Source organism: Collimonas fungivorans, assembly GCF_001584145.1.
Classification (GTDB): Bacteria; Pseudomonadota; Gammaproteobacteria; order Burkholderiales; family Burkholderiaceae_D; genus Collimonas; species Collimonas fungivorans.
Map to the genome: position 1 here is coordinate 116,703 of NZ_CP013232.1, position 12,791 is coordinate 129,493.

The window sequence follows — 12,791 nt, forward strand, 5'->3', positions numbered from 1 at the left end:
TTAACCGTCCATCCGCATCGCGCGGCGTGCTCTGCTGATTGAATATTGCAAGGTTGACGGCTGCAGCACGGCGTCGAAGCTCACGGCTTCTTTGGCCGGCCCCACCACCAGCATGGCCGCAATCGCAAAATTCAAGCGGTTGATCGATCCTTCGCGCAGTTCGAGCGAGGCGCGCACGTTCCTCAGGCGCGGCTCGTGGCGCGCAATGCCCTGTTCCAGGCACTGGCAGATATGCGCCCGGTCGTCCAGGCTGGCCAGGCTCATGCCGGAAAAATCGTTCAAGCCGTAGGTCAGTATCGACTTGCTGCATTCGGGGAAATTCTTCAGCAACTCTTCGGGAATCACGGTACGCGTATTGAGCATGGCCTCAAGGTCGCGGGCGACCGTGTCTTTCAAGGCGTCCATCGACAATCGCACTACCAGATCGGATTGCGCAGGCGTGTTGTCGCCGCCCATCAACCGGTCAAACAATCCAGGAGTGAAACCTTTCATCGCTTACCATTCAGGAGAAAAAAAGAGCCGCAGCATGCGGCTCTTTGTTCAATGCAAGAAAATTACACGACCTTGTTGGTCGACAGATCCCAGCCGCCGGAAGTATTGCCGCCCGAACCGCCGCCGATTTTTTGCTGTGTGTACTTCCATTTGACCTGGGAGTACTTCAGGCTGATGCTTTCGCTCAGCACGTCGCCTTCCTGGACCGATGGGGTGACATCGGAAATCAGCAGGTTGACCAGTTCGATTTCGAAGTACTTGATGCGGTCGCCCTTGCCGTCGGCGCGCAGGAATTCGAACTTGGCCTTCGGAATGGTCTTGCCCGACGAGCAGTTCTGCAGCAGCAGCGGTGTGGCCAGATCGGCGATCTTGGTCACGACGATGTCCTTGTGCTCGCAGCGCTCGGCAGTGTGGCCGCCGCCGGTCGAAGCAGTTGCCGACTTCGGCTGCAGCACTTCCCACTGTACCGATTTGCACTCGATCCAATCCTTGTGCGCGCTGTCCGTGGATTCGCCCTTGATGCCGTCGATTTGCAGATAAACGTCAATTGCCATAGTGATACCCCTTGTGAATTAAGTTAAGACTTGGTTGACGCTGGTAATTCTGCAACCAAGCGCAGTGAAACTGAAAGTTCGTCAAGCTGGAAGTGCGGGCGCAGGAAGGACACTGCACGGTAGACGCCCGGACGTCCCGGTACTTCGGATACCTGCACCGAGGCTTCACGCAAGGGAAATTGCGCTTTGGCTTCTTGGCTGGCATTGTCATCAAGCAGCACATACTGGGTCAGCCAACGGTTAAGGAAATCCTCCACGTTGCCTGCCGAAGCAAAGCTGCCGATCTTGTCGCGCATCATCGATTTCATGTAATGCGCAATACGCGATACGGCAAAAATGTACTGCAGCTGGGCTGACAGCACAGAATTGGCGTTGGCCGAATCGGTATTGTATTTCTTGGCTTTTTGCGTCGACTGCGCGCCGAAGAAGGCGGCGTAATCGGTGTTCTTGCAATGCACCAGCGAGATGAAGCCGAGGTCGCTCAGTTCTTTTTCGCGACGGTCGGTAATCGCGATTTCGGTCGGGCACTTGAGCGCGACTTCGCCTTCGTCGGTCTTGAAGGTGTGGGTCGGCAGGTCTTCCACCAGGCCGCCGCCTTCGACGCCGCGGATCGCCGCGCACCAGCCGAAATCTTCAAACGCCTTGGTCAGCTTGGTGCCGAAGGCATACGCTGCATTACACCAGAGGTACTTGGAGTGATCGGTGCCGTCGACATCTTCGACAAAGTTGAAGCCTTCGACTGTCTGGCCATCCTTCGGATTGAACGGCAGGCGGCCCAGGAAGCGCGGCAGGGTCAGGCCGACATAACGGGAATCTTCGGATTCGCGGAAAGACTTCCATTTGGCGTATTCGACGGTCTCGAACACCTTGGCCAGGTCGCGCGGCTTGCCGAGTTCGCTGTAGGTTTCCAGGCCGAACAGCTCAGGCGAGGCCGAGCTGATGAACGGTGCATGGGCAGCCGCTGCGATATGCGACATCTGTTCGACGAAATACATGTCTTCCGGCTGCCGGGTGATTTCGAAATCGCCCAGCAGGGAGCCGAACGGCGCACCGCCGAAAGTGCCGAACTCTTCTTCGTAGACTTTCTTGAAGATCGCGCTCTGGTCGAACTCGAGGGCGCTCTGGAAGTCCTTGACCAATTCCCGCTTGGTGGCGTTCAAGACCTTGATCTTGAGGTTCTGGCTGGTGGTCGAGTTGAACACCAGGTAGTGCAGGCCGGTCCAGCTGCTTTCCAGTTTCTGGAATTCAGGCGCATGGATCACGGCGCTGACCTGGGCCGAAATCAGGCGGTCCAGCTCGGCCACGCGGGCGTCGATGGTGGCTGACAGGTTGGCCGACACCACCACGGTGCCCTGCATGACCTGGTTCACCAGTTCCGAAATGATGTCTTTGGCGCGGTCGTGCTCGGCGCCGGACTTGGCGACTTTGCTCTGTTCTACGATCTGGTCGAGCAAACCGGATTCTTCTGCGGCCGCCCCTGCGGCTGGCGCAGAATTATGCTGAAAGGACATCTCAGTCTCCTTGCTTCTTGGTTTGCTTGCTTAACGCCGCCAGCTTTTCGGTGCTGTTGAGCACATCGTTGAGGATATCTTCCAGCTTGTCGTTGCCGGCCAGCTTGTTGCGCAGGTCGGCCAGTTTGGTGCGGGCTTCGAGCAGCTGCTTGAGCGGCTCGATCTGCTGCACTACCGCTTCCGGACGGAAATCGTCGATCGACTTGAACTTCAGGTCGACCCCGAACTCGCCGCCGGCGTCGCTCAAGTGGTTCGGCACGCGGAAAGCGGCTCTCGGCTCGACGCCTTTCATCACTTCATCGAAGTTGTCGTTGTCGATGTTGACGAACTTGCGGTCCTTCAGCTTGGTCTGGGCCACTTCGGATTTACCGCTGAAATCGCCGATCACCCCCATCACGAACGGCAATTCCTTTTGCTCGATGGCGTCGCCGATTTCAACGTCGTAAGTCATTTGCACCCGTGGTGGACGGACTTTCTGCAAACGTTTTTGAGTACTCTCTTTTTTAGCCATAAAACCCCCGCTGATACCGAATAATCAAGCCCCGACCCCGCCTGGCGGAATCAGGAATCATATGAGTTACTGCAACGATCCGAATGGATTGGCGCCATCGCCGCTAGGTTCAGGCGTGCCCGGTTTGGCCGGGACGGCACCCTTTTTGGCGGCTGCTGCTGCGGCGGCTGCCGGCGCCGGACGTGCTACTGCCTTTGGACGGGGCGGCACCAACACCGTCTCGCCCAGGCTTTCACGCAGGATTTTGGCCAGTCCCTGTGCTTCGGTGCGGACATTGCCGTTCAAATCGTTTTGTGTGCGTAAATCGTTCAGCGCCTTGGTCGACAGCCGCAGGCCGCCTACCGCGACTATGCTGTTGGCGACCTTGTCTTTCGGATCGCGTTGCAAGCCTTCCAGCGCATAGGAAATGGCGTCGCCATAGTTTTCCGCATCGAAACGGATCTGCGCCAGGCGCACCCATGGTGTCTTGTCTGCAGGAAACGCGCTGGTCGCGTCTTTCAATAATTTGACTGCCTTGTCGGTCTGCCCGGCTTTTTGTGCGGCGTCGGCTTCAGCCACTATAGAATCCAGTTTGGCTGCGGGATCAACCGCAGGTGGGGTTGCGCAGGCGCTTACCAGGCACGCCAATGCCACGCCGTAGATAAATTTGCTTTTCCATTGACTCATCGTAAACTCGCTTTCTATGTGGCAACTTTTAAATACCCGAATCTTAACAAAACCCGGCAGATGCAGATATCATATTGCCAATCTACATCAAAATTTGTGAACTTTGGTTACACCATTGCAACAAGTTTAGTCCAGACCCATACTATGTGTCTAGGCGACAACTGAGAATGTTGTTGTTTTATACAATATTGGCAATAAAATATTATTCCAGACGTTATTATTTATCCGGTACTTTTGCAACCCAAATAAAGATTAACTTTAATGCGCCCCTTATCTCTCCTGGTTTCGTTGGCCGCAATACTGAGTTTGGCTGGATGCGCCGCAGGCGCCGTTTCCGCGATTGGCTCAGTCGCCAGTTCCGTATTGCAGATGTCGGGCATCACCAAACCAGAAGTTCCCGATGCGCAAAAACCGCCGCGCACCATAGCGATCAAATTGCATGCAGGCACCAATTTGAACGCCGACAGCTCCGGTACGCCGCTTGCCCTGGTCGCCAGAGTATATAAGTTACGACAAAATGGTGCTTTCCAACAGGCTACATACGATACATTTACCAATCCGCAGAAAGAAAAAGACGTATTGGGCGCCGATCTGATCGAAGTTAAGGAAATTACGTTGGTTCCTGGGCAACGTTATGAAGTCAGCGAAAAAGTCACCAGGGAAGCGGGTTTTGTCGGGGTTGTGGCCTTGTTTCGCAAGCCTGCGGCGCAACGCTGGAAGGTGACTTTCCCGGCCGAGGCTGCGGAAAAATCAGGCATTACCGTAGGCGCGAACGCCTGTGCGCTGACGGTCGGCACCGGCGTCACGGTTGCGGAAACCGGCGCCGCGACTAAACTTTTAACCCCGGCCCCATGCGGCTAGCGTGGTCAGCTAGCGCCACGCGGATTTTGCGTGATGGTTTGAATAAAATGACATGTGAGTAAATACGTGAATCGAACATCGAAAATTTTATGGGGCGAAGGCCTGTTTTTACGGCCTCAGCATTTCCAGCAGCAGGACCGGTATCACGAAAACCGCCTGCATGAGACCACCAACGCCTTGCATCCGTATGCCTGGGGCGTGATGACGGTGCAGCTGGACCGCGATGCGCTGGCCAACAACACGCTGCGTTTATCTGAACTGTCGGTGATTTTCCAGGACGGCGAGATTTATAACGCGCCGGGCGACGACGACCTGCCGGAAGTGGTGGACCTGAGCGATATCCCGCATGCGCAGCAAACCATTACTTACTACGCGGCGCTGCCATACATGAAAGGCTTCGGCGGCAATTTTTCGCCGCTGGGCCAGACCAGCAACTCGACCCGCTACGCCCAGAACAACTCGGCCACGCCCGACCTGTTCACGCAGGCGGCGGAAGCCGAGCTGACCTACCTGAAGAAATCGGTGCGCATGGTGTCGGAGCTCGATCCGCGTGATTCGCTGATCAGTTTTCCGCTGATCAAGCTGCGCCGCATTTCGACCGGCGGCTTCGAACCCGACCCGACCTTCGTCGCGCCGAGCCTGACGATCCGCAGCGCGCCGGCGCTGTATATCCAGCTGCGGCGCCTGATGGATGCGCTGCAGGCCAAGGTCAGCGCCTTGTATGGCCACCACCGCGAACCGAGCAAGAACGTGATCGAATTCCGTTCCGGCGATATTTCATCGTTCTGGCTGCTGCATACTGCAAGTTCGGCGTTTGCCGGGCTGACGCATTACTTCCACAATCCGGCGTTCCATCCGGAGCGTTTGTACGAGCAGCTGCTGAGCCTGGCCGGCGCGTTGATGACGTTTTCCAAGAGTTATGCGCTGTCGGACCTGCCGGTGTACCAGCACCAGGATCCGGGACCGTGTTTCGCCAAGCTCGACAGCATCATCCGCGAGCTGCTGGATACCGTGATTTCCTCGCGCTATTTCTCGATCGCGCTGTCGGAGAACAAGCCTTCGCATCACCACGGCATGCTCGATTCCGGCAAGATCGACGACAAGACCGCGTTCTACCTGGCGGTCAACGCCAGCATGCCGGCCATCGAGCTGGTCGATATCGTGCCGTTGCGCTTCAAGATCGGCGCGCCCGACGACGTCGACAAGTTCGTGCTGTCGGCGATGCCGGGCGTCAAGCTGTCGCATTCGCCGCAAGTGCCGGCGGCCTTGCCGGTACGGCCGGACACTTATTATTTTGCCTTGGAAAACAAGGGCGCCCTGTATGATCGTATGCTGCAGGCGCAGTCGATCTCGATTTATGTACCATCCGGCATCAACGACCTTAAACTTGAGCTCTTAGCGGTTACATCATGAACAGACCATCAGCCCCCTCCCTGCTCGGCGACAGCGCCGCCGGCCAATACGTAGCGGCGGACACCAGTTCCGCCAATTCATTGCTGGACCTGATGTACGACGGGTTCTACGCCTTGTTCCTGCTGAAGAGCCGTTGTGCGCCTACCGACGAAGCCGGTTTCACGTCGAAGATGCAGCGCTTCCTCAGCGATTTCGAACGCGGCGCAAAAAAGCTGGATGTGTCGGCGGAAGACGTCCACGCCGCGAAATACGCGTTTTGCGCGGCAGTTGACGAGAACATCCTGCATTCGCAATTCAATATCCGCGATACCTGGGCGCGCCGGCCGCTGCAACTGATCCTGTTCGGCGACCAGCTCGCCGGCGAACATTTCTTCACCCGCCTGGAAGACCTGCGCGCCAAGGGCGCCCAGCATCTGCAGGCGCTGGAAGTGTTCCACATGTGCCTGCTGCTGGGTTTCCAGGGCAAGTACATCATCGAAGGTCCGGAAAAGCTGAACTACCTGACCGCCCGCCTGGGCGACGAAATCGCGCGCATGAAAGGCAAGAGCGCCGGTTTTGCACCGCACTGGGAACGGCCGGACCAGATCAGCCACAAGCTGCGCAATGAGGTGCCGCTATGGGCGCTGTGTTCGGTATTCGCCCTGATCGGGCTGGGCGGTTATTTTGCCCTGAACACCATGCTGTCGCGGGCTACCGCATCGAGCATCAGCGGCTACAGCGACATCGTCAAACTGGCGCCGCGCGCGTCCTACCTGACCATCACCCTGCCTTGATCGGATTCGGCTGAGGCATTAACTATCTGATGCCCGGCATTCCGGGCACGTATGGGACACGGCATGAGCAACGTACTCCAGAGCCTGCAAAGCCTGATTGGCGGGCGCCAGACCAGCCGTATCCTGCGCCTCTCTTTTCCGCACGATGATGGTCCGTCTGCACAGCTGCTGGTCAACAAGCTCGATGCCGCCGAAAGCCTGTCGCGTGACTTTGCCTTCACCGTAGAGCTGTTGTCCGATGATGCCAGCCTGGCGCTCAAGGATTTGCAAGGCAAGCTGTTTAACGTCGAACTGGTGCGCGCCGACGGCAGCCTGCGCTACTTCAGCGGCTACTGCTTTGAATTCCGTTTGGTGAAGACCGACGGCAGCATCAGCTTCTATCAGGCCAAACTCGGCCCGTGGCTGCAATACCTGCGCCTGCGCAAGGATAACTACATCTTCCACGGCAAGACCCTGCGCGAGCAGACCGAAAGCATCTTCAGCGACTACGGTACCCATCCCGACTGGGATGTGCGGGTGCGTGGTGAAGATGTGGCGATGACCGACGCCTGCCAGTTCAACGAGAGCGATTTCAATTACCTGCACCGGCGCTGGGAAGCGGCCGGCTGGTCGTACTGGTATGAACATAGCGACAAGGGTCATAAACTGATCCTCACGGACGACACCACCCAGGCAGCAGCGGTCGACAACGGCCCCGAGATCCGTTTCCAGCGCCATGGCGGTGCGATAGAGGAAGACGGTATCGGCGACTGGTCGCCGGTACGCGATATCGTGCCCGGCAGCGTCAGCCTGGCAGGGTTCAATTTTAAAAGCCCGGTACCCGGCAATGTTGGTGTACCCACCCTGAACAAGCAGGGCGATGTGCTCAATATCGAATCCTACGAATACACGGGCGCTTATGGTTTCAAGGGCAATCAGGATGGCGACAAACAGGCGCAGCTGCGCATGGAAGAGATCGAGGCAGCGGGCAAGCACTTTGAAGCCAAAGGCAATAACCGCTCGGTACTGCCGGGACGGTATTTCCGTTTAACCAACCACTTTGCCTTCAATCCCTTCGGCAGCCATGAAGAAGCCGGTAAAAGCGAATTCCTGATCCTGACGGTCCACCACAAGGCGAGCAACAATTACCTGCAGCAGGTCAGCGAAAAGGCCGATTACAGCAACCAGTTAACCTGCATCCGTAAAACCATCCCCTGGCGTCCAGGCCGTGGTTTTAATAGCACTGCCACCAAGATCCAGGCGCCGCAGACCGCCACAGTAGTGGGGCCTTCCGGCCAGGACAGCATCTATACCGATGAATACGGCCGTATCCGCGTGCAGTTCCACTGGGACCGGATCGGCAACAATGATGAAAAGAGCTCGGCCTGGATCCGTGTCGCCAGCTCCTGGGCGGGCAGTGAACTGGGTGCGGCGGCGATTCCGCGGGTCGGCAGCGAAGTGATCGTGCAATGGCTCGATGGCAACCCGGACCGGCCCCTGGTTACCGGCAGCGTCTATAACCAGCGCAATATGCCGCCATGGAAGCTGGCGACCCAGCAATCGTTGATGGGCCTCAGAAGTCGTGAGTTGACCCCGAATGGCGGCAACCAGGCCGGCGGGCGCAGCAACCACCTGATCCTGGACGACACCAACGCCAAGATCCAGGCCCAACTCAAAAGCGATCACCAGCACAGCCAGCTCAGCCTGGGCAACATCACCCGCATTGAAGACAACGCCGGCCGCAAGGACGCACGCGGCGAGGGCTGGGAACTGCGCACTGACGGCCATGGCGTGGCCCGTTCGGCGAAAGGCATGCTGATCACCACTGAAGGGCGCAGCAATGCTGCTTCGCACATGAAGGACATGGGCGAGACGGTGCAGAGGCTCACCTCCGCACGAGACCAGCATGAGACGCTGGCGGAGATGGCGCAGCAGGCGGGGGCGCAGGAGAAACAGGGTCAGCAGGCCGATGTTGCGCAGATCCTCAAGACGCAGAACGAGGCGATCAAGGGTGGCACGGCGAAAGAAGGTAGCTTCCCGGAATTATCAGCACCACACCTGGTGCTGGCCAGTCCTGCGGGGATTGAAACCACAACGGCGCAATCGACGCACATTGCCAGCGATGAGCACACCGCCATCACCACCGGCAAGAGCTTGTCCATTGCCAGTGGCGACAGTCTGTTTGCCAGTATCACGAATACTTTCCGCTTGTATGTACAAAAAACGGGAATGAAAATGGTCGCAGCTGCCGGCGATGTGGATATGCAGGCTCTCTCAGACAGCATCAACCTGCTGGCCAAGTTGAACATCACGCAAACTGCAAACACTATTACCATTACCGCCAAAGAAGAGGTACTGATCAATGGCGGAGGCAGTTACGGGAAATTCAATGCCGGCGGCATCGAGCACGGTACTAACGGCAATTATGTCGCCCATGCAGCTACGCATAGCTTGCCAGGAGCGAAAAATCTGGCCATCAAAATGCCTGAGTTCCCTCACGTAGCTATACCTGGCGTGTTCAATGAATATTTTCATATCGCTGAAGAAAGCACGGGAAAAAAATTGGCCAACATACCGTACACTCTCGCACGTCATTCAACAGGTGAGACGATAGAAGGACTGACTGCCACAAATGGCAAGACACAATTAGCTGGCACTGAAAAAAAATCCGACGATCTGCATTTCTTCTATACAGGTGATAAAAAGGAAAATCATGGCTGGTGAAGAAACAAAGACCATTGGCAGACTGCTTAAAGTAGCCAAATCCACGCCATCTGAAAATCAGGAAGGTGTTGCCGCGCAAATTAAATTCGCGGCATTGGCGAAATACGAGGTCAATGTACGTTCGTTTCACCCTAACCGGCAATTTGAGCGCAAGGGCTTTAGATTCCATGGGGACAATCGAGGCTTTTCTTTGGGGGAGAGCTGGGTTGGCGGTGATGATTCAAAAGGTCGGCCCACATCGCGAATTTGGCAGCGGTATATTCTAGATACGAATTTAATGGTGACCGGAGCACTAACAAAATCCACCGATTCAAATTTGGAACAAGCGTCAAATCCTTCGGACTCCGGCCCTGGTCTATGGAGCATATTTGGAAGCCGAGAAGACTATAAGAAAAAGGAATTTCAACCGCACGGCACGCTTGTAGTTACGCAGGTCAACACTCCGCATGGCGGGCAAAAGGAACTTCGAACGAAAAGCTGGTACGGTGGTATAAATTTTGCGTTTTTGATGTCGAAGCCTATAGAAAAAGTAATTGGTACAACCCCCGTACCTTCATTGGACGTATTTAATGAAATATGGATCAAGGTAGAGAGGGTTAATCTCTATATGGACATCTTGTCTCTAACCTATGGAGATGGTTTTCCAAATTGCGAAAGCTTCGTAAAAGATCCCGCAGGCAATACGCTCTTCCTGGGAAGTCACGTACGCATCGGAGACCCGTCCACTCATTTGTGGAACGTGAATAAGCGTTTGATGTGGGCCAACACGATACGTATAGAAATAGACGAAAAGGGTAATTTCGGCCAAAAGCTTTGGGTATTCGGGCAGGTCTTGGGTGGGTCTCCTAGCTTACGCGAGCTATATCCGACCTCAGGAGAAGACGAGACATGCATGATCGCGTCCGGTGACATGAAGTCCGACGTATCAAAAAAAACATGGGGAAAATTTGAGTGGAATTGTGGTGATCCTACTCAAATTACTCAACCAGAAAAAGGGAGCACGCTGCCTCTGTATTTATCAGCCTATAAAACGCCCCTCGATGTGTTGTCCGGCCTATTAGATGCAACATGGAAAATCGGGCCACGGGATAAAACCACACGTGACGATTGGAACAACTATCATTTGCATCGCAATCCAAACGAAGGGCGGACAAAAGATGATTACGATCTGGCTGACGAAAAATGGAAGCTAAAAAAGCAATGAGAATATGGTTAACGCGAAAGCGAAATCTATGGCTGGCATTTTTTCTGCTTGCCGCATTGAGTTATGGAACAGTGAGATTTTATAAGGAAATAACGATGCCCGCCCCACTGGTATTTCTAATCCCCGATAGTTATATTGGGCCTGTGTTTTTTTTCTTTGGGCAAGCTGACGGTGTAGATGTGAAATCCGACCCCCTCGGCAAAGCCGTATGGGTTCCAGAAAATGGCGTAGTCAAATTGAAAGCTCCTGTAGATGAAGTGATGGGAGACTCTACCCCTGGTCACAGAGCAACCTATATGGTCTCCGTTTCGAAAACAGGCGAACGGAAAATTCTAAAAATGCATGGTGATGCAGCTCAAGATGACGACGACAAATGGTTTACCTTCTACTTTGACGAAAACACTCAAATTCATAAATTTCCGACTGCATCGGAAAGCGGAAAATCCAGATTTTATTATTTTACCGACGTCCAAAAAAACGAGCCTATGGTGTTTAACCATGGTAGCTGTTCCCATCAGGACTTCATTCCCGATAACGATGCAACTGCAGAAGCTCCGGCGTGCGGAAAATTTCTAGTTGTATCGCCAAATCAATATTTAACGTTACCCGACTGGATGTGGAAAAATCTTCAACACGCTTACAGTTCCATCCAGTCGTTCGAGACCGAAGCGAATCAGCGTGTACAACTAAAAAAGGAGTACTACACTCCAGAGCAACCGGCACTCAAACAACCTGACGCGCCGCTACGCGAAAAAGCCGGCCAACCGAGTCCAAAGACAGGAGTGTGGGAGTCTATGGACGCTGCCCCAGTCCAACGCATTTTCAAAGCAGGAGAGATTATGCCAAATCTGAAATCGGCGTATGGGCTAACCGTGTGGCAATGGCTAAGAGATTCTTAGGGTACTCAATCTGCTCAATGCTACCCGCTGTGCTGACAAAATTCTCGGCCACGCGTGCGCAAAAAGAAACTGAACTCAAGGCCAAAGGCATGGCAATTGACGAAACGTATCGAGACCTTCCGATTCCGAATTGAAGCGGGAAAACGCCCGGGAAGGCGTAATCATCCTTTGATGAACAGCCCTATCAATGACGTTTAGAAAATTTCTTTCTAAAAATTGGGTTCCTGGTGTGTCGGCGCTCTGGCTAATTGCCCTTTTGGCGACTGCATTCGGGCTTATGTTTGGCCACGATATCAAAGCTGCTCCGTTTAATCTCCTGGAGAAGAAAACCGTGGTTTCCAGCAGTGTCGTGGTTGAAATCGGCGAATCTGGTAAGCATTTTGCACAGCAATATAAAGAAATGGTCGTTATCAACGATCGTAATCCAGGATCGCATTTTTACAGAATTAACTGGCCTAACGATGCTTTAGGCGCCATTGTTGTAAAAAATGGCTCGAGCAGCCTCGTCCTGGATTCGGTTTTCTCGGTATTGGGAGATGCCGATGATACATATCCCGAGGAAGGAATAGCCAGCCTTTCTGTCAGTATGGGACTACCCCCAAGGAATAACGTACTTCACGACGACGCACGTCTCAAATTTTATGCCCTGCTTCAGCGCATTCAGGAAGCAGGCTGGAAGCGATGGATTGACCCTAGCATGCCGCGCCTGAATGGTGCCGATGCGCTGCGCTATCAGATGAGCGATATCGAGAATGGAGCTGGCTTGATGTCGTTGGATCCGAGTTATGTGCCCTCGTTGGATATCTGGATGAAGATCAAGGATATGACGGGATGGCAATTTTACCTAAATGGGGTGTATATGAACGTGCAGCTCATGCGGGATAAAACAAGGATGGATCCCAATCTGCCAGGAGCCTATTTCCTTACCCTCGGTCTCGAGAGCAAAGACAGTTTTGAACGCAGCGAACAAACCTATGAAGACCGGCCGCGATGGAAAGAACTGTATCCGGCCGCAAGGAAAAAACAAGCTGAGGAACGCGTTAAGTCAGAAGAAAAGCTCCATGCCTTGGGATTCAAGATTGATACCGAGTATCGTAATCCGGATGAATAAAATATGATTACTTGCTGAATCGTTTGGGTATAGAAACATTCATAGGTTCAGCGGTTCTTTTCTTTTTATATCGCCAGTGAATAGTGGCGCCAG

At 54.4% G+C, this 12,791-nt stretch carries 12 protein-coding genes; 7 read left to right on the forward strand and 5 right to left on the reverse strand.

Features of this window, described 5'->3' with window-relative positions:
* From tssE to CFter6_RS00465, 5 genes are all read right to left on the reverse strand, one after another.
* On the reverse strand, positions 1–492 hold the full coding sequence (gene tssE / locus CFter6_RS00445) for a type VI secretion system baseplate subunit TssE (RefSeq protein WP_014004065.1): 492 nt from the start codon (positions 490–492) through the stop codon (positions 1–3).
* Positions 493–554: 62 nt separating this feature from the next.
* On the reverse strand, positions 555–1,046 hold the full coding sequence (locus CFter6_RS00450; RefSeq protein ID WP_014004066.1) for an Hcp family type VI secretion system effector: 492 nt from the start codon (positions 1,044–1,046) through the stop codon (positions 555–557).
* A 23-nt stretch (positions 1,047–1,069) separates the two neighbouring features.
* Positions 1,070–2,557: a type VI secretion system contractile sheath large subunit gene (gene tssC / locus CFter6_RS00455; RefSeq protein WP_014004067.1), complete on the reverse strand. Its 1,488-nt coding sequence runs from the start codon at positions 2,555–2,557 to the stop codon at positions 1,070–1,072.
* 1 nt (position 2,558) lies between these two features.
* Positions 2,559–3,068 (reverse strand): type VI secretion system contractile sheath small subunit, encoded by a 510-nt coding sequence (tssB, locus tag CFter6_RS00460; protein WP_014004068.1) that lies wholly within the window; start codon positions 3,066–3,068, stop codon positions 2,559–2,561.
* 66 nt (positions 3,069–3,134) lie between these two features.
* Positions 3,135–3,734, reverse strand: a complete 600-nt coding sequence (locus CFter6_RS00465) for a tetratricopeptide repeat protein (protein ID WP_061538268.1) — start codon at positions 3,732–3,734, stop codon at positions 3,135–3,137.
* 261 nt (positions 3,735–3,995) lie between these two features.
* On the opposite strand from CFter6_RS00465, the gene tssJ reads away from it, so the two are divergent.
* The 7 genes from tssJ (at position 3,996) to CFter6_RS00500 (ending at position 12,698) form a co-directional block, all read left to right on the forward strand.
* Positions 3,996–4,595, forward strand: a complete 600-nt coding sequence (tssJ, locus tag CFter6_RS00470) for a type VI secretion system lipoprotein TssJ (RefSeq protein ID WP_061538269.1) — start codon at positions 3,996–3,998, stop codon at positions 4,593–4,595.
* Positions 4,596–4,661: 66 nt separating this feature from the next.
* A complete protein-coding gene (gene tssK / locus CFter6_RS00475; RefSeq protein WP_061538270.1) occupies positions 4,662–6,008 on the forward strand; it encodes a type VI secretion system baseplate subunit TssK in 1,347 nt (448 codons plus the stop codon).
* Positions 6,005–6,781, forward strand: a complete 777-nt coding sequence (gene icmH, locus CFter6_RS00480) for a type IVB secretion system protein IcmH/DotU (protein ID WP_061538271.1) — start codon at positions 6,005–6,007, stop codon at positions 6,779–6,781. The genes tssK and icmH overlap by 4 nt, the downstream gene beginning before the upstream one ends.
* Before the next feature lie 63 nt (positions 6,782–6,844).
* Complete coding sequence (locus CFter6_RS00485) at positions 6,845–9,484, forward strand: type VI secretion system Vgr family protein (protein ID WP_061542136.1); 2,640 nt, start codon at positions 6,845–6,847, stop codon at positions 9,482–9,484.
* On the forward strand, positions 9,474–10,688 hold the full coding sequence (locus CFter6_RS00490) for a hypothetical protein (protein ID WP_061538272.1): 1,215 nt from the start codon (positions 9,474–9,476) through the stop codon (positions 10,686–10,688). Before CFter6_RS00485 ends, CFter6_RS00490 begins: the two co-directional genes overlap by 11 nt.
* The gene (locus tag CFter6_RS00495) at positions 10,667–11,587 is read left to right on the forward strand and encodes a hypothetical protein (RefSeq protein ID WP_150118564.1); all 921 of its coding nucleotides are present in this window, start codon (positions 10,667–10,669) and stop codon (positions 11,585–11,587) included. Before CFter6_RS00490 ends, CFter6_RS00495 begins: the two co-directional genes overlap by 22 nt.
* A 187-nt stretch (positions 11,588–11,774) precedes the next feature.
* Positions 11,775–12,698 (forward strand): hypothetical protein, encoded by a 924-nt coding sequence (locus CFter6_RS00500; protein WP_061538274.1) that lies wholly within the window; start codon positions 11,775–11,777, stop codon positions 12,696–12,698.
* Positions 12,699–12,791 lie beyond the last annotated feature (93 nt).